The organism is Pedobacter agri (assembly GCF_032678665.1).
GTDB lineage: Bacteria > Bacteroidota > Bacteroidia > Sphingobacteriales > Sphingobacteriaceae > Pedobacter > Pedobacter agri_A.
In genome coordinates, this window is sequence record NZ_JAVTSH010000007.1 from 31,292 (window position 1) to 47,893 (window position 16,602).

A 16,602-nucleotide genomic window follows, 5' to 3' on the forward strand; every position below is an offset into this window, starting at 1 on the left:
CATGCCTAAACCAAAAGCAATAATTATCGGAGCAGGAATTGCAGGAATTGCCGCAGCCATCCGGATGTCTGTAAAAGGTTATCAGGTTGAAGTGTTCGAGGCAAATGATGCTCCAGGCGGAAAACTGGCTGAAATAAACTTACAAGGTTTTAGGTTTGATGCCGGCCCGAGTTTATTTACCATGCCAGAATATGTGGATGAGCTTTTTAAACTGGCTGGAAAAAATCCTAAAGATTACTTTGAGTATGAAAAACTAGATGAGGTTTGCCGGTATTTTTATGAAGATGGATTGCAGCTGATTGCTCATGCCGATCTGGATAAATTTGCTAATGAAATTGAACAAAAAACACGTTCAGGTGCAAAAGAAATTCATCATTTCATCAAAAAAAGCCAAACGATTTATGAAGTAACGAACAAAGTATTTTTACAAAGATCACTTCATAAAATTAAAAGCTATTTACATTGGGATACACTTCAATCAGTATTTCGCTTTGGTAAAATTGATGCTTTCAGAACACAGGCAAAGGCTAACCAACATTTTTTTAAAGATGAAAGAATTGCACAACTGTTCAACAGGTATGCCACGTACAACGGCTCAAATCCCTATCAGGCACCGGCTACCTTGAATGTTATTCCTCATTTTGAATACCACTTTGGTGCTTACCTGCCAAAAAAAGGAATGTTTAGTATTACCACTTCCCTTTTAAAATTAGCACAAGATTTAGGCGTAAAATTTCATTTCAGTGCTAAAGTCGATGAAATCATTTATCAAACTGAAGGCAGGGCAAACAAGGTAACAGGCATTAGATGTGAAAATCAAGTTTATAATGCAGAGGTAGTTATCTCCAACCTCGACATTTGGTTTACGTACAGAAACCTTTTAAAAAGTTTGAAGGCACCAGAGAAGTTGCTGGCACAGCAAAGAAGCAGTTCTGCTTTGATTTTCTATTGGGGTGTAAAAGGAAACTATCCTGAATTGGGTTTGCATAATATTCTCTTCGCCGAAGATTACAAGGCTGAATTTGACTGCATATGGAAAGATAAAACCATTTACCAAGATCCTACGATATACATCAATATTACTTCCAAACACCTCAAAGAAGATGCACCAACCGACTGTGAAAACTGGTTTGTAATGATTAATGTTCCGGCAAATAATGGTCAGAACTGGGATGAACTGATTAGCATAGCGAGGCAAAATATCCTCAAAAAAATAAGTGGTATTTTAAAAATAGATGTCGCTGAAAAAATTGTTTGTGAACAAATTCTAGATCCTCGCAGTATTGAGTTGAAAACAGGTTCTTTCCAGGGTTCACTTTATGGCAACAGTTCAAACAGCCAGTTTGCCGCATTTTTAAGACATCCAAATTTTTCTTCGAAAATTAAAGGACTTTTCTTTTGCGGGGGAAGCGTGCATCCTGGCGGAGGAATACCTTTGGCTTTACTGTCTGCAAAAATAATAGATGAAAACTTATTAAGTTAGCTAATTGATAAATGAGCTAATTAGCCAATTCTTCTTATCGTTTCTTCTAATTTCTCAGCATCCAAATCGAAAGCATCAACAATTACTTTGGCTTTTGTGTAGAACGGTTCCCGCTCTTTTAATTTAACTTTTATAAATTCCAGTAGCTGTTCATCATCCAGGTCTTTGATCAATGGGCGTTTCTGGCGGTTGTGTAATCGGGAAACTAAGGCAGCAGGTTCCATTTGAAGATAAACAGTTTTCCCGTTTTCATTCATCCAATCCATATTATCAAAAAAGCAGGGTAAACCTCCTCCAGTTGCCACCACACAAGTTGATGGATAATCGAAAGTTTTAAGCATTTCGCTTTCAAAATCTCTAAAACCGCTTTCACCATAAGCCTCAAAAAATTCAGCTATGGTTTTGCCAGATTTACTTACGATTTCTGCATCGAGGTCTATCACCGGACATTCTAAACGATGCGCCAATTGTTTAGCCTTCGTACTTTTGCCGCAACCCATGTATCCGATCAGGAAAATTAAACCTTCCAACTTTAAAAAGGAACCTGAATTTCCACCGTTCATATAATGTATAAAAATTAATTTTTTAAATAATGCTTTTCATCATGCCTTTCAGGGAGCTAAGAGGTTAACTTCACCCTTGGATCAACATATGCATAAAGAATATCCACAAGGATGTTAATCACAACAAAAACAAAAGCAATAAATAGTATCGATCCCATTACGACAGGAAAATCAGACATTTCCAGTGCGCTTACCGTTGTTCTCCCCAATCCGTTATATCCAAAAATATATTCCACAAAAAACGAACCGGCCAGCAGCGACGCGAACCAGCCCGAAATGGCCGTAATCACAGGATTCATGGCGTTTTTTAAAGCATGTTTATAAATAATGGCATTTCTACTTAAACCTTTTGCCCGGGCTGTGCGAATATAATCTTGAGCCAGTACATCAAGCATGGCACTTCTTGTTAATTGAACAATAATTGCAAGTGGCCTTAACCCCAGCGTAATCATTGGCAACCAAAGGTTTCTTAAAGTCAGAATTTCTCCACTAAATGGGTCATAAGAATACAAGCTGCCACTCATTTTCAGCCCCGTAAAGTCGCTGAGTACAAAACCAAATAGCCAGGCAATAATAATTCCGGCAAAAAACGAAGGTGCAGAAATACCCAGAATAGCAAAAGCATTTGCCGATTTATCGATCCACGAATCTTTGTAAACAGCGGAAAGCACGCCCAAAAACACGCCAATAATTGTGGCGAAAATCATCGCGGTGAGTGCCAGGATAAAAGTATTTGGAACGGTTTCCGAAAGGATCGCCGTGACATCGCGTTTGGTTTGATAAGAACTACGCAAATAAGGCCATTTAATTACCAATGCCTTCTGATCGAAGTTGATTAATTTGGCATAATGATATTTGGCCTGAGTGGTGCTATCATTATCCAATACACTAACTGGAGATAAATCATTTACATACAGTACAAACTGCATTGGTTTCGATCGGTCTAAACCAAACTCCTTCCGAACAGCTTCCAGCGATTGCACATCAGCTCTTTGTCCCATCGTCATCCTCGCCGGATCACCAGGCAAAATATTAAACAGCACAAAAACAACCAGTACGACACCGGCCATCACCAGCAATCCATACAGCAGTTTTTTTATGGCATATCCAATCATTATTTATCGAAATATTTTCTGCTGAGCTGATCAAAGGTAGGAACATTATGGAAATGCCACTTGTTTACTACCACACCATTTTTTAGCAATAACACACCAGGATTAGCCCTAACCATACTTTTCAACGGAACAGCATCAGCATAAAACACTTCTGAAAAAAGGTTATTCTGCTTAATAAAAGCCTCTGCATCTTGAGCGGAATTTGCCGTTAACAATACTGTACGAATATTAAATTGTTGCGTAGCATTGATAGCCAAAGCATTTAGTTTGCCTATCGCCGCCTGATTGGTGTTTCTTAAATCGTAGGCTACATAAACCAGACTATAGTACGGGTTCTCAATCAATTCTTTGGTATAATCAGTCCCGGAAGCATCGGTAATTTTTAGATCTTTAATTTTCGGTTCATAACCTTTCTTCACTAAGCGTTGTACAGGCTCACCAACAATTTCCCAATTATTGTCTTTCCAGATTTCTGTTTTCAAATAAGCTTTGTCGCTCATGTCTTTTTCTTCCTTGGTTTTTTTATTCACAAGGTGATACATGATTTCATACTCATCCGGCTTTTCTCCGGGAGGGATAACCATTTGAGAAGGAATATGCGACCCCACTTTATAAGGTAAAAAATCTATGATCGGCAGAACGTTGTAAGTGAAAATCCCAAAACCCAACGCAATTAAAGTAACAGCTATTGCAATATTCCTTTGCGCTGCCTCCTTTTTAAATAATGGCCGAATACGGTCTTTGTAAATGAAAATCACGACAATCAAAACCAATAAAACCAGATCTTTACTGAAAGATTGCCAAGGAGTAAGCGGAATGGCATCTCCAAAACAGCCACAGCTGGTAACTACTTTAAAGGCGGCTGAAACAAAGGTTAATAGCGTGAAAAAGATAATTAAAAGCAACAATCCCCAGGCAACCTTCCTGCTCCAAAATCCAAGAAGTAACAGTGCACCGAGTACAATCTCAAGCGTACAAAGCAATATGGCGATACCAGTTGCCAAACCGCTCAGAAAGTTCATGTGAAAAACCTCGAAATATTCCTGTAATTTATAACCAAATCCCAGCGGATCATTGGCTTTAATTAAACCTGAAAATATAAAGAGAACGCCAACAAAAATTCTTGAAATGCTTAAGATTATATTCTTCATTATTTATTTTACTCCTAATTTGATCAGCGCAAATACCGAATAGTTGAGCATATCCTGGTAGTTTGCTTTAACACCTTCAGATGCTAATGTTTGCCCTTCGTTATCTTCTATTTGTTTTACGCGGAATATTTTCATTAAAATCAAATCAGTTAATGAGCTAATGCGCATATCTCTCCAGGCTTCGCCATAATCATGATTTTTTGCGAACATTAAATCCTTTGTTTCGCTAACTTTTTCTTCAAATGATGTTTCTACCCGTTCATAGGGCATCTCATTCGGATCAGCCTCTGACAATTCTAGTTGCATCATCGCGATAACACAATAATTAACAATGCCTATGTATTCTGAAGTGATGTTCTCCCCTACCAGGCTCACCTTTTTTTCTTCCAATGTGCGGATGCGCTGCGCTTTAATAAAAATCTGATCGGTGATGGAGCTTGGTCGTAAAATGCGCCAGGCAGTTCCATAATCTTTTGTTTTTTTAAGGAATAGCGATCTGCAAACAGCGATCACTTCATCAAATTCTATAGCGGTATTTGTTTGTGCCAATTCGGGTAAATTATTTAGTTTTAATGTATTTTTGTTGCTAAAGAACAAAAGCTAAAGATACATTTTTAAAGCGAAACCCAAATCCCGCAAGGGTTTATTATGGAGGAAAAAAACTTTTTCGAACCCAAAAAAAGCCTCAATGTAAAAGGCAGGTTAATTGATTTGAGCAAGCCTAAAGTGATGGGAATCTTAAACATTACGCCAGATTCTTTTTACAGCAACAGCAGAACCAAATCAGTTTCCGAAGCGCTTTCTCAAGCAGAGAAATTTTTGCAGGAAGGCGCAACTTTTATCGATATCGGAGGTTATTCATCGCGACCTGGAGCTACTGATATTCCAGCTGATGAAGAATTACATAGGCTAATACCAGTCGTGGAAGCGATTTCGAAAATGTTTCCTGAAGCCATTATATCGATTGATACATTTCGGGCAAAAGTAGCCGAAGAAACCATTTATGCAGGCGCACACCTGGTGAACGATATTTCTGCCGGAGATATGGATGCAAAAATGTTTGAAACCGTTGCCAGACTGCAGGTTCCATACATGATAATGCACATGCAGGGAACACCTCAAACGATGCAACAAAACCCAACGTATCAAAACGTAACACTAGAAGTTATAGATTATCTGGCAAGAAAAATTGCAGCGCTGCGTTCGCTAAAAATTCATGATGTAATTATCGATCCGGGTTTTGGTTTTGGAAAAACAATTGCACATAACTATCAATTATTGAATGAGATGGAAGCTTTTAAAATATTTAAGTTACCCATTTTGGCGGGCTTCTCCAGAAAAGGAATGATCCATAAAGTTTTGGGCAATACAGCTGCAGAAGCGCTAAATGGAACAAGTGTTTTAAACACCATTGCCTTACAAAAAGGAGCTGGTATTTTGCGTGTTCACGATGTTAGAGAAGCAGTGGAATGCGTGAAGCTGGTAGAAATGCTTGACACTTAATTTACTACATTTAAACAATTAACCAAAAAGAACTATCTTGTGGCTGATGAAAGGTTTTGATTTTGATTTTCTTAAGGTATCGCCAACTGATGTAGTTGACATTGTGCTGGTTGCGATTTTGATCTACTACGTTTACACACTCATTCGCAATACCTTAGCCGTAAATTTACTCGTTGGAATGTTCATTATCACAGTGTTTTACTGGATAGTGAAAGCCCTTCACATGGAATTATTAACCACCATCATAGAGAAATTTATGAGCGTGGGCATCATCGCTTTAATTGTAATTTTTCATCCAGAAATCAGACGTTTCCTTTTGCTTATTGGCAAAAATGCATTCCTTCAAAAAAACAAAGCCTGGTGGGGTTATTTGTTTGGCAGAAAAGAAATAGAAAGGAACAACTTAACCCGAATAAAACCCATCATCGATGCTTGTAAAACGATGAAGAAAACCCGTACCGGGGCTTTAATTGTTTTTGTAAAATTTTATGATGAACAGTTTTTCGCCAACAGCTGTGAGGTAGTTGATGCGAAAATATCCAAGCGCTTACTGGAAAGTATTTTTCAAAAAAACAGTCCATTGCATGACGGGGCAGTAGTGATTTCAGAAAATAAAATTAAGAGTGCGAGTTGCATTTTACCTTTAACGGATAACGATCAGTTGCCATCGCAATTTGGTTTGAGACACCGGGCTGGAATTGGCGTTTCGGAAACTACGGATGCCGTTGCGGTAATTATTTCAGAAGAAACAGGTGAAATATCTTACGCCAAACAAGGCCGCGTGAGGATGAATGTTTCTTTCGGAGAGTTGGAGAAGTTGTTAAATAAAGATTTTTAGGAGCAAAGATAAAAGAACAAGGAGCAAAGAACAAGGAACAAAGACAATAAACCTCAAAAAAAACAAGGATTAAAAATAACATCTTTAATCCTTGCTCTTTATTCTTTTATCTAAACTAGCAATATTGCTCAAAAGCACCAATCAGGTTATCAGCAATCATTGCTGCTGGTCTGCCTTCAATTTGGTGGCGTTCAATCATGTGAACCAATTTACCATCTTTAAATAAAGCCATTGCTGGAGATGATGGAGGAAAAGGCATCATGTAATTTCTAGCTTGATCTACAGCTTCTCTTTCCATACCAGCAAAAACTGTTACTAATTTGTCAGGGTGTTTTTCATGTGCTGCTGCTGCTCTGGCCGCCGGACGAGCATTTGCTGCTGCACAACCACATACTGAGTTGACAACCACTAACACCGTTCCTTCACCCTTAATGGCCTGATCTACCTCTTCTGCGTTTTTTAACTCTTGAAAACCTACGTTGGTTAATTCCTTACGCATTGGCTCTACTAAATATTCTGGATACATTATCTTAAGATTTTTATTTACAATTTGAATGGTACAAAAATAACAAAATCGGATGGCATGTACCATCCGATTTATATTTTTAAGGTAAAATTAAAACTGCTATTTAAAGCCTCTAAAAAATCTATCGTAGGCTTCGGGATTTGTAATCGCTCCTGCTACAACTAGCACAACAACTACTATAAAAAGTATGCTTAATATCGTGGCAATCATACCACAAATTTTTCCAGCTTTGGCATTTTTAAATGACGATTCTGTGTATACGCCAGGATTAAGCTGATACTTTTTAACATCTCCAGCACCTAAAACCCAGGCAATGATTCCAAAGATTAATCCGAAGATACCATAGAAACAACAAGCTGGAAGCGCCAAAATCCCCAATACTAATGCTACGGTAGAATTTGGAAGATTCTGCTGCCCCATTCCGCCACCAAATTGTCCAAACGGAGGTTGTTGTTGAAAAGGCGGAGGTGTAATCGGACCAAAACCTGAGGGTGGATTAGCCGGTTGTTCAGGTTTATTTAAATCGATAGGATTATTTTTCGGGGTATTTTCCTGTTCTTCTGACATACTTAAGCGGTAAGTTGATGATTGTATATTTTATAAATGTAGTTGATTAGTACAATTACTGCAACAGCAAAAAATGAAATTTTGATTAGCGCTGCACCAAACTTAAAATCGAACTTTAGGTGTAACAAAGTAAAAATGATTAGGGCTATTAAAGGAATAGTTGCAGGATAAAACTTAAATGAAGCTGATAAATCACCTTTTAATAGTGCAATCAAAGAGCGTTGCAAACCGCAGCCAGGGCAGTCTAAACCAAAATAACTTTTAAAAGGGCAAGCAAAAAGATGGCTATTTAACCAATCGAGAAAGCTAAGTTGCTGCAGGATCATTTATATTTCCAATAATTTTGATTTGAGCATCTTTCCAAACTTTGTATTCCTCCAAATCTTTCAGCACCTGTTTATAAACCAGGTTTAGCACAAAAATATCGTCTATGAAACCGAGCAATGGAACAAAATCCGGAACAATATCCAGCGGAGAAAGAAAATAAATCAATCCGCCCAAAATTGCAACAATTGATCTTTTCGGAATTTCTGTATACTCACCGTTTACATAATCTTTTGCCACACCAAACAACAGGAGCATTTTTACCCAAACGCCTTCCAGCTCTCCCTTATTGGTGATGGCTTTACCCAAGGCATCTTTAATTGTGCTACTGGCTTTCGATTTGTCATCCAAAATTAGCGCCGCCCTGTTTTCAGACTTTCTAAAAAAATCAAGTATTTTCTTTCTGTTAAACCTCATAAATAATGCTTTACAAATTAACGTCCAAAAAGATTAAACCCGTATGCTATTTTTAACATTTACCAGAAACCGGTTACTTTCGGTAGAATGAAATGAGTAACTTTTTATCAAATGAAATAGGAATTAGTTTATCATTTGCAGTGTCTTCTTCAAACAATTGTTTCTTAATGGGATCGAACACAAACCTGGCAATAATCGGCATTCTATCAGCATAACTTTCATGTAAGTTAAAATTATAGGTTTTAGCGTAGCCTTGTGACGGATCAGTTTTAGGATTCGGGCTCGACTCCAGCATCAGGCCGTATGATGTTCCCCCATTTTTAATTACCCGTTCATATAATCCTTTTGTTAGCTGCCTGCATCTGGGCAAAGTTTCTACAATTTTATAAGCGATTTTAGCCTTATAACTTTCTTTAATCTGAGCAACCGTTTTAAAACTTAATGTTCCTAATACCAGAAAGACGACAACTATTTTAGTCCACATAATGTCTTATTTAGGCCGCCGATGCACTCATCATTTCCAAAATATCGTCAATGTATTTTCTTTCGTTAGCTAAACGCGGAACTTTATGTTGCCCACCTAACTTATCTTTAGCCTTTAACCAATTGTAGAAAGTATTGGCCGGAGCATTATGTACCGTTGGCCTGCAAAGCGCCATATCCTTGAACCTCTTCGCGTCGTAATCAGAATTAACCTCACGTAAAGTATTATCCATTACATCGATAAATTGCTCAAAATCGTTCGGTTGTTTATCAAATTCGATAATCCATTCATGCCCGCCTGCTTTTTCGCCTTCAAAATAAATGGGACCCGCTGTGTAGTCTTTAATTTCTGCCCCCGTAGCCAGACAAGCTTTAGTTAATGCCTGTTCAGCATTATCGATAATTACCTCTTCACCGAAGGCATTTATAAAATGTTTGGTACGTCCGGTAATTTTTATCCGGTATGGAGCAAGTGATGTGAATTGTATGGTATCACCAATCATGTATCGCCATAAACCACCATTGGTAGAAATTACAATGGCGTAGTTTTTATGCAACTCTACCTCTCCAAGCAATAATGCCTTAGGGTTTTCATCGCCAATATTTTCCATTGGGATAAATTCATAAAAAATTCCATAATCGAGCATCAGCAGCATTTCATCAGAATCATCCTGATCCTGAATACCAAAAAAACCTTCAGAAGCATTATAAGTTTCCAAATAATACATATCGTTTGAAGGAATAAGCTGCTTAAACTGTTCGCGGTATGGGGCAAAATTTACCGCTCCATGTATGTAAACTTCGAGGTTAGGCCATACTTCTAATAAATTATTCTTGCCGGTAAGTTCCAAAACTTTTTTGGCCAAAACAATTGTCCAGGTAGGCACACCCGAAATACTGGTTACATTTTCATGGATCGTAGCTTCAGCCATCCGGTCCATTTTTATCTCGTAATTGTCCATTAAAGCAATAGACATATCGGGTGTACGGTAAAATTCTGCCCAAATTGGAAGATTTTTAATCAGCACAGCTGATAAATCACCGTAAAAACAATCTTCGTTTAACTGATTTACCTGATGGCTTCCACCCAAAACCAATCCTTTCCCGGTAAACATCTGATTATCCGGCCGGTTATTGCAATAAATGGAAAGCATATCCTTTCCACCTTTAAAGTGGCATTCCTCTAAACTTTCCTGAGAAACGGGAATAAATTTACTTCGATCGCTGGTGGTTCCTGAAGATTTTGCAAACCATCTAATATCAGAAGGCCACAAGATATTTTGTTCACCTGCCAACATCCTTTCGATGTAAGGCTTCAGCGTATCATAATTTTGGATGGGTACGCGTTCCTGAAATTGCTGGGGGGTTAAAATTGATTTATAGTCATACATTTTTCCCCATTCGGTGTTTTCAGCACTATCTATTAAGGTGTGAAACCACTCTTGTTGTACGTCATGTGGGTATTTCATGAAAAGCTCGATCTGGTGGATCCGCTTTTTCATTAACCAGGTAAAAATTGAATTTACAATTGCCATAATTATTTTTTACAACAAATCATATTTACACCTCAAACTTCTTACGCTTCAATACGAAATTAGCACCTAAATATACTTTTCTTACCATCTCATTTTCTGCCAAAACCTCTGGAACACCTTGTTCAAGAATTTTTCCTTCGAAAAGCAGATATGCCCTATCGGTAATGGAAAGTGTTTCCTGAACATTGTGATCGGTAATCAATATACCAATATTTTTATGTTTTAGTTTTGCTACAATGCTTTGAATTTCTTCTACCGCAATTGGGTCTACCCCGGCAAAGGGTTCGTCCAGAAGGATAAAATTCGGATTTGCCGCCAAAGCACGAGCAATTTCGGTTCTTCTTCTTTCCCCTCCTGATAAAAGGTCGCCCCGGTTTTTACGAACCTTATGTAAACTAAATTCGTTAATCAGTTCTTCCAGTTTATCTTTTTGCTCCTCTTTGGTCATGTTACTCATTTCCAAAATGGCCAGAATGTTATCTTCGACAGTTAGTTTCCTGAAAACTGATGCTTCCTGAGCCAGATAACCAATCCCTTTTTGTGCCCTGCGATACATCGCATCTTCCGTGATGTCTTCATCCTCCAAGAAAATGCGCCCTTCGTTTGGTTTAATCAAACCCACAATCATATAGAAAGAAGTGGTTTTACCTGCCCCATTCGGACCCAAGAGCCCAACAATTTCACCCTGGCTCACATTAAATGAAACATCGTTTACAACAGTACGCTGCTTATATTTTTTAACCAGATTTTCGGCTCTTAATATCATTCTTATTTACGATTTTTGATTTACGATTTACGATTCCATAAATCCAAATCTATAATTTTCACATTCCGTTATTCTGAATTTATTTCAGAATTTTTTATAAAGATGCTGAACATGAGTCTTCGCTACTTTATCCTTGTTCTTTACTCTTTTATCCTTATTCTTTACTCTTTTATCCTTGCTCTTTTACCTTTATTCCTTTTATATTGAGTTGCAAACGTTTCTTATCTCTCCACACATTTTCTTCAATAGTATAACAAACAGAAAATGGAACTTTTGGTTGTAAGAGATTTTGAAATTCTGCCAATCCAAAGGCAATGCCCTCAAAAATAGGTGAATTTTGTTGCTTTATATTAATTTTTAGATGATTTGCACCAACGGCCATGGCATATCGATCTAAATAAACACCATGTGTTACAAAAACGGGAGCCATATTTTCTGGTCCGAAAGGCCCCATTTGTGACAGTACGCGAAAAAATTTCCCGTCAATTTGAGCGAGATCAATTTCAGCATCAATTTTTATCATCGGGGTTAACAATTCCTCAGTAATACTTGCTGAAACAATCTCCTCAAACTTATCGGCAAAGGCAGTTACATTTTGTTCCTGCATGGTTAAGCCTGCCGCAAATTTATGACCCCCATATTGATCCAAAAACTCAGCGCAGCCGCTCAAAGCCTCATACAAATCAAAACCCACAACGGAACGACAAGAACCTGCCACATGACCATTTGATTTAGTCAAAACAATGGTTGGGCGATAATATTTTTCGGTTAAACGAGAGGCCACAATTCCGATTACGCCTTTGTGCCAGTTTTCATTAAAAACAACGGTAGTTTTTCTGTTGATTAAGACCTCACTATCGCCAATTAAGGCCAAAGCTTCACGCGTAATGTCCTGGTCGTAAGTTTTTCGTTCGGTATTTTTAAGGTTGATCATTTCACTTTGCTCCAGCGAATTGCCATCTACCTGGCAGAGCAACATGGCTACGGCATGTTTAGCATGATCGATTCTGCCGGCTGCATTAATCCTCGGACCTAAAGTGAATACCACATCGGTAATGGTGTAATTTTCGGTTTTTCCTGATACTTCCATCAAGGCCCGCAACCCTTCACAAGGATTGGTATTCAATTTCTTCAACCCATAATAGGCCAAAATTCTGTTTTCTCCAACAACCGGAACGATATCTGCTGCAATGCTCACCATTACCAGGTCAAGATATTGCAAATAGGTTTCTGCAGGCAAGTTATGTTTTTGCGCATAAGCCTGCGCCAGTTTAAAACCGATGCCACAACCTGCCAGTTCTTTAAAAGGATATTCGCAATCCGAACGTTTAGGATCTAAAACCGCCACCGCTTTTGGCAATTCATCACCTGGCAAATGGTGATCACAAATAATAAAATCGATGCCTAAGTTGTTGGCGTATTCAATTTTATCGATGGATTTTATTCCGCAATCTAAAGCAACAATTAACGAAAAACCATTTTGGCTGGCATAGTCAATACCTGCTGTGGAAATTCCGTAACCTTCTAAATAGCGATCTGGAATGTAATATTCTATATTTTCTGTAAGTTGAGAGAAAAAACTAAAAGCTAATGCTACAGATGTGGTGCCATCTACGTCATAATCGCCATAAATAAGAATTTTTTCGTGAGTGGCCAAAGCTTTTTCAATTCTTTCGATGGCCTTATCCATGTCTTTCATCAAGAAAGGATCATGAAGATGATCTAATTCTGGTCTGAAAAAATACTTTGCCTGATCAAAATCACAAACGTTTCTTTGTACTAAAATTCGCGAAAGTGATTGATCTATATTGAGTTGTTCTGCTAATTTCTTTACCGTGTCATCATTACAATTTGATGTCAGCACCCATCTTTTTTCCATTATATTTGTTTCCGAACAGTAAATATACTTTTTTAATTTAAATCTCTACATTTTGCAAGTTCATACCTTATTCGAAGGCACCTATTCTGTAGATGCCTCCAAAAAATTTATTCCTTTCGATTCTGCCATTCATAGTTTTAAAGATCGCCCGGCCTCTTTATTCATCAATGTTCAGCCTTTTCTGGTTGAGTTAAAAAATGATTTAATCCTTTTTGATACAGGTTTAGGCTTTAGCGACGATCACGGCGAATTAATTCTTCATAAAAACATCCGAAACGCAGGTTTCGACCCAACAGATGTGACAAAAGTTTTGATGTCGCATTTACATTATGATCATGCTGGGGGAATGATTCACCAACTTGGTGATAAAACCGAACTCAGTTTCCCTGATGCAGAATATGTGATTAACCGTGGGGAGTGGGAAACGGCCTTTAGCAGCACTTCCTCGTCTTACCACACCGATATTTTTGAGTTTTTGCAACGCAACGCACAGTTAAAATTTATTGAAGGAGATGGAAATTTAGATGAAAACATTGCTTTTGAATTTACCGGAGCACATTGCCCTAACCATCAGGTTTTCCTGTTAACCGAAGGCAGTAGCAAGGTGTTTTTTGGTGGCGATGTTTTACCAGAACCTGGAGAACTCATTAAAAATTTCATTGCAAAATATGATTTCGATGGCCGCAAGGCGATGGAATTACGCAAGGAATTTGGAAAAAGAGCCGCAGCTGAGAATTGGGAATGTTTGTTTTACCATAGCAAAGAACAGGCAACCGGCTTTATTGATGAGGTAGATGGTGGGTTTAAAATTAGATAGCTGAGAGATGAAAGTTCAAAGTTGAAAGTGAAAAGTTGAAAGCTTAAAGTAAAAACCCAGCGGTCTTAAGTTTCATTGCCGTCAATTTCAACTGACGGAACTAAATAAAGCCGGCAGGGCTTTAGCCAAACCTGAAATTTACAACTTATGTTTCTTGCAGTGCTGTTGGTTTTTAAACCCGATAGCAGCGGAAATACTTTTGATTAAACCTATAAGGTTTTCAAAACCTTATAGGTTTGAAAAAGATTGTAGCGAATAGCGGGAACAAACCTTAAAAATTGCTCAACAGTTGCTTTCCAAAATTTCAAAAAATTCTATCGTGTAAATAAGATTGCTTCGTGCCTCGCAATAACGTTTTAAAAAAAAAGGTCTCGATTTGCATCGAGACCTTTCCCTTTTCCAAGACCTGGAAAATTATTTTTTAGCTACTAATTTCACACCGATTTCGAAGTTATCATCAATTGCTTTGTCGCCAATGCTATCGAAGAAAGATTTTGAACCGTAACGGATATCATATTTAGTTCTATCAACAAGAATTTTACCAGCCAAAGCCGAAACTGTACCATCTGCATTTACAGCAACGGTTGCAGGAAAAGTTACTGGTTTAGTAATGCCTTTGATGGTTAAATTGCCGGTTACAGTTAACGCAGCACCTGAGCCAGCAACTTTAGTAATTACGAAAGTTGAAGTTGGAAATTTAGCTGTACCGAAGAAATCATCTGCTTTTAAGTGACCTTCTAATTTAGCGCTACCATCAGCATCTTTAATTGAATTCATATCGATAGTGAAAGTACCACCTGTTACTTTTTTACCATCAACATTTAAAGTTCCTGATTGTAAAGAGATTGTTCCGTTGTGAGAACCTGTTACTTTTTTACCAATCCAGGTGATGGTTGATTTTGCTGCATCTACAGTGTAAGTAACTGGTTTAATAGTTGTAAAAGCTGATAAAGACACAACTGCAACTAACAAAAAGATTGAAGAGATTTTTAATTTCATTTTTTGGTTTTTTAATTTGATACAAAGATATGCTTAAGATAGATTGGTAGTTATTGATGTATGTTAAGTTTTTTCAAAAATAATCCAATTTACAAAAAGCACTCTATTGACTTTAAAATTGGGTGGAGGTTTAAACAGCGTTATTTTTTTTGATTTGGAAAGCAGTTTCTGAGGTACAATTAGCGTTAGTCGGGCTTTTCATTAAATCTTTTTAAAACAACCTTTGTCATGCTGAGGCACGAAGCATCTGTTTCATGGGTTGCAGATGCTTCGTGCCTCAGCATAACAGCGTGTTGAATGTTTGTACTATTTAAAAAGGATATCATTTCAATCCCGTTTAGTTAAGAAGTTGGTGCTGCTATTTTGGGTTGCAATATGTCTAACCTTTATTTTTATATTCGTTTACTTTTATTAACGATATGAAGCACCAAGCAAAATCAATCCGCCCGTTTATTGGAGCCAGGGACTTTGAAATTTCAAGAAAATTCTACCGTGATTTAGGTTTCGAAGAAGTAACCTTGGGTGAAAACCTCTCTGTTTTTAAAAGTGGTGAAATGGCTTTCTACCTGCAAAATGCATACGTTAAAGATTGGGTAGATAACACCATGATTTTTATGGAAGTTGATGATGTTGATCGGGTCTATCATGAGCTTCTGGAATTGGATTTAGTCAGTAAATATGAAAATGTGAGGTTAACATCCATAAGACATGAAAGCTGGGGCAGCGAATGTTTTCTACACGATCCTTCGGGAATTTTGTGGCATTTTGGAGCTTTTTATTAATGGTTGGAATTTAATGTCCTCCTCTAGTTCGATTGATTTAAAAAATTTTCTGTCAGTCTGAGCTTGTCGATAACCTTTTAAAAATAGAACAAGAAATACTTGAAATTGTAGCAGCCCTGAATATTCTGTCATGCTGAGGTACGAAGCATCTGCAGCAGAAGAAACAGATGCTTCGTGCCTCAGCATGACAAAAGCCTCCTCTAAGATAGCAATGAGCCTATGCTAATGCGCTTATAGAAAAGATAAAAAAATCTGGAAGTTTTTTAGACATAGATCCATAAAACACCGAGGAAAAGTAATGTTTAAAAAGATTATTTTATATTCATAAAAAATTATCGCTCATGAAAAACAAATTTTTCTCAGTTTTACTTACATCAAGCCTATTACTTACCTTAATCAGCTGCAATTTTAGCGGCACCTACATCAACCGTGAAGAAGATAAAAAAGCTGCAGAAAAAGTGGCTGATGAATTTTATACCCTGCTTCAAAAAAAGGAGTTTCAAAAAGTAAATCCCTTATTGAGTACGCAATTTAAAGCCGTAACCAGCGCTGAAAAATTAAACAACTATTTAAGTGGAACGCTGAACAAGCTAGGAGAAATTAAAAGCAAAAAACTCGATCATTGGGAATCGAAAGTAATAAAAGGCACTCAATCATCAGCAACCTATGTTTTGTACTACCTGGTTGAGCGAACCAAATTTCAATCCAAAGAAACATTGACCTTAACTGCAGAAAATGATCAGATTAAAATTCAGGGCTACAATGTTAATGCTGATGGTTTGCTATTAGCGAAATAACCTTTGCACAATGCAAAAAAAATCTGCAAGTTTTATAAAATGAATTTATAAAACTTG

At 37.5% G+C, this 16,602-nt stretch carries 19 protein-coding genes; 6 read left to right on the top strand and 13 right to left on the bottom strand.

The features are described from left to right. Position 1: 1 nt before the first annotated feature. Complete coding sequence (crtD, locus tag R2Q70_RS14945; RefSeq protein WP_316808369.1) at positions 2–1,483, top strand: 1-hydroxycarotenoid 3,4-desaturase CrtD; 1,482 nt, start codon at positions 2–4, stop codon at positions 1,481–1,483. Between the two features lie 20 nt (positions 1,484–1,503). On the opposite strand, the gene R2Q70_RS14950 is transcribed toward crtD, so the two are convergent. Genes R2Q70_RS14950 through R2Q70_RS14965 form a run of 4 tightly spaced genes read right to left on the bottom strand, consistent with a single transcriptional unit; the run spans position 1,504 to position 4,861 of the window. After that, entirely contained in the window at positions 1,504–2,046 is a 543-nt protein-coding gene (locus R2Q70_RS14950; RefSeq protein WP_316808370.1) for a shikimate kinase, read from the bottom strand. A 56-nt stretch (positions 2,047–2,102) separates the two neighbouring features. Continuing rightward, positions 2,103–3,161, bottom strand: a complete 1,059-nt coding sequence (locus R2Q70_RS14955; RefSeq protein WP_316808371.1) for an ABC transporter permease — start codon at positions 3,159–3,161, stop codon at positions 2,103–2,105. Beyond that, a complete protein-coding gene (locus R2Q70_RS14960; protein WP_316808372.1) occupies positions 3,161–4,312 on the bottom strand; it encodes a BT_3928 family protein in 1,152 nt (383 codons plus the stop codon). Before R2Q70_RS14960 ends, R2Q70_RS14955 begins: the two co-directional genes overlap by 1 nt. Positions 4,313–4,315: 3 nt before the next feature. Continuing rightward, positions 4,316–4,861, bottom strand: coding sequence for a DUF1599 domain-containing protein (locus tag R2Q70_RS14965; RefSeq protein ID WP_316808373.1), 546 nt, complete (start codon positions 4,859–4,861; stop codon positions 4,316–4,318). Between the two features lie 99 nt (positions 4,862–4,960). Between R2Q70_RS14965 and folP the strand changes: the two genes are divergently transcribed. Further along, positions 4,961–5,815, top strand: a complete 855-nt coding sequence (gene folP / locus R2Q70_RS14970) for a dihydropteroate synthase (protein WP_316808374.1) — start codon at positions 4,961–4,963, stop codon at positions 5,813–5,815. A gap of 46 nt (positions 5,816–5,861) precedes the next feature. Then, positions 5,862–6,653, top strand: coding sequence for a diadenylate cyclase CdaA (gene cdaA / locus R2Q70_RS14975; protein ID WP_010602775.1), 792 nt, complete (start codon positions 5,862–5,864; stop codon positions 6,651–6,653). 115 nt (positions 6,654–6,768) lie between these two features. Here cdaA and R2Q70_RS14980 read toward each other — a convergent pair whose 3' ends face one another. The 8 genes from R2Q70_RS14980 to recJ form a co-directional block, all read right to left on the bottom strand. Next, on the bottom strand, positions 6,769–7,179 hold the full coding sequence (locus tag R2Q70_RS14980; protein ID WP_010602776.1) for a BrxA/BrxB family bacilliredoxin: 411 nt from the start codon (positions 7,177–7,179) through the stop codon (positions 6,769–6,771). Between the two features lie 99 nt (positions 7,180–7,278). Next, a complete protein-coding gene (locus R2Q70_RS14985; RefSeq protein WP_210405087.1) occupies positions 7,279–7,746 on the bottom strand; it encodes a CCC motif membrane protein in 468 nt (155 codons plus the stop codon). Positions 7,747–7,748: 2 nt separating this feature from the next. Next, entirely contained in the window at positions 7,749–8,072 is a 324-nt protein-coding gene (locus tag R2Q70_RS14990) for a DUF2752 domain-containing protein (protein ID WP_316808375.1), read from the bottom strand. Further along, the gene (locus R2Q70_RS14995; protein WP_316808376.1) at positions 8,053–8,487 is read right to left on the bottom strand and encodes a YkvA family protein; all 435 of its coding nucleotides are present in this window, start codon (positions 8,485–8,487) and stop codon (positions 8,053–8,055) included. Before R2Q70_RS14995 ends, R2Q70_RS14990 begins: the two co-directional genes overlap by 20 nt. Before the next feature lie 73 nt (positions 8,488–8,560). Further along, positions 8,561–8,971, bottom strand: coding sequence for a hypothetical protein (locus R2Q70_RS15000; RefSeq protein ID WP_316808377.1), 411 nt, complete (start codon positions 8,969–8,971; stop codon positions 8,561–8,563). Positions 8,972–8,981: 10 nt separating this feature from the next. Then, a complete protein-coding gene (locus R2Q70_RS15005) occupies positions 8,982–10,505 on the bottom strand; it encodes a GH3 auxin-responsive promoter family protein (protein WP_316808378.1) in 1,524 nt (507 codons plus the stop codon). 25 nt (positions 10,506–10,530) lie between these two features. Continuing rightward, positions 10,531–11,271: an LPS export ABC transporter ATP-binding protein gene (gene lptB / locus R2Q70_RS15010; protein ID WP_316808379.1), complete on the bottom strand. Its 741-nt coding sequence runs from the start codon at positions 11,269–11,271 to the stop codon at positions 10,531–10,533. A 169-nt stretch (positions 11,272–11,440) separates the two neighbouring features. After that, positions 11,441–13,150: a single-stranded-DNA-specific exonuclease RecJ gene (gene recJ / locus R2Q70_RS15015; protein WP_316808380.1), complete on the bottom strand. Its 1,710-nt coding sequence runs from the start codon at positions 13,148–13,150 to the stop codon at positions 11,441–11,443. Between the two features lie 52 nt (positions 13,151–13,202). Between recJ and R2Q70_RS15020 the strand changes: the two genes are divergently transcribed. After that, positions 13,203–13,967, top strand: coding sequence for an MBL fold metallo-hydrolase (locus R2Q70_RS15020; protein WP_316808381.1), 765 nt, complete (start codon positions 13,203–13,205; stop codon positions 13,965–13,967). 414 nt (positions 13,968–14,381) lie between these two features. Here R2Q70_RS15020 and R2Q70_RS15025 read toward each other — a convergent pair whose 3' ends face one another. Further along, positions 14,382–14,966: a YceI family protein gene (locus R2Q70_RS15025; protein WP_316808382.1), complete on the bottom strand. Its 585-nt coding sequence runs from the start codon at positions 14,964–14,966 to the stop codon at positions 14,382–14,384. Between the two features lie 419 nt (positions 14,967–15,385). On the opposite strand from R2Q70_RS15025, the gene R2Q70_RS15030 reads away from it, so the two are divergent. Both R2Q70_RS15030 and R2Q70_RS15035 read left to right on the top strand, forming a co-directional pair. After that, entirely contained in the window at positions 15,386–15,748 is a 363-nt protein-coding gene (locus R2Q70_RS15030) for a glyoxalase (protein WP_316808383.1), read from the top strand. 341 nt (positions 15,749–16,089) lie between these two features. Further along, a complete protein-coding gene (locus R2Q70_RS15035; protein ID WP_316808384.1) occupies positions 16,090–16,545 on the top strand; it encodes a hypothetical protein in 456 nt (151 codons plus the stop codon). Positions 16,546–16,602 lie beyond the last annotated feature (57 nt).

Bases quoted from the DNA above. Each gene is read 5' to 3' on its own strand.
- cdaA (WP_010602775.1), top strand. From the start codon at position 5,862: ATGAAAGGTTTTGATTTTGATTTTCTTAAGGTATCGCCAACTGATGTA.
- R2Q70_RS15005 (WP_316808378.1), bottom strand. From the start codon at position 10,505: ATGGCAATTGTAAATTCAATTTTTACCTGGTTAATGAAAAAGCGGATC.
- R2Q70_RS15000 (WP_316808377.1), bottom strand. From the start codon at position 8,971: ATGTGGACTAAAATAGTTGTCGTCTTTCTGGTATTAGGAACATTAAGT.
- folP (WP_316808374.1), top strand. From the start codon at position 4,961: ATGGAGGAAAAAAACTTTTTCGAACCCAAAAAAAGCCTCAATGTAAAA.
- R2Q70_RS14985 (WP_210405087.1), bottom strand. From the start codon at position 7,746: ATGTCAGAAGAACAGGAAAATACCCCGAAAAATAATCCTATCGATTTA.
- R2Q70_RS14955 (WP_316808371.1), bottom strand. From the start codon at position 3,161: ATGATTGGATATGCCATAAAAAAACTGCTGTATGGATTGCTGGTGATG.
- R2Q70_RS14990 (WP_316808375.1), bottom strand. From the start codon at position 8,072: ATGATCCTGCAGCAACTTAGCTTTCTCGATTGGTTAAATAGCCATCTT.
- R2Q70_RS15025 (WP_316808382.1), bottom strand. From the start codon at position 14,966: ATGAAATTAAAAATCTCTTCAATCTTTTTGTTAGTTGCAGTTGTGTCT.
- R2Q70_RS14950 (WP_316808370.1), bottom strand. From the start codon at position 2,046: ATGAACGGTGGAAATTCAGGTTCCTTTTTAAAGTTGGAAGGTTTAATT.
- recJ (WP_316808380.1), bottom strand. From the start codon at position 13,150: ATGGAAAAAAGATGGGTGCTGACATCAAATTGTAATGATGACACGGTA.
- R2Q70_RS14995 (WP_316808376.1), bottom strand. From the start codon at position 8,487: ATGAGGTTTAACAGAAAGAAAATACTTGATTTTTTTAGAAAGTCTGAA.
- lptB (WP_316808379.1), bottom strand. From the start codon at position 11,271: ATGATATTAAGAGCCGAAAATCTGGTTAAAAAATATAAGCAGCGTACT.
- R2Q70_RS15030 (WP_316808383.1), top strand. From the start codon at position 15,386: ATGAAGCACCAAGCAAAATCAATCCGCCCGTTTATTGGAGCCAGGGAC.
- R2Q70_RS14980 (WP_010602776.1), bottom strand. From the start codon at position 7,179: ATGTATCCAGAATATTTAGTAGAGCCAATGCGTAAGGAATTAACCAAC.
- crtD (WP_316808369.1), top strand. From the start codon at position 2: ATGCCTAAACCAAAAGCAATAATTATCGGAGCAGGAATTGCAGGAATT.
- R2Q70_RS14960 (WP_316808372.1), bottom strand. From the start codon at position 4,312: ATGAAGAATATAATCTTAAGCATTTCAAGAATTTTTGTTGGCGTTCTC.
- R2Q70_RS15035 (WP_316808384.1), top strand. From the start codon at position 16,090: ATGAAAAACAAATTTTTCTCAGTTTTACTTACATCAAGCCTATTACTT.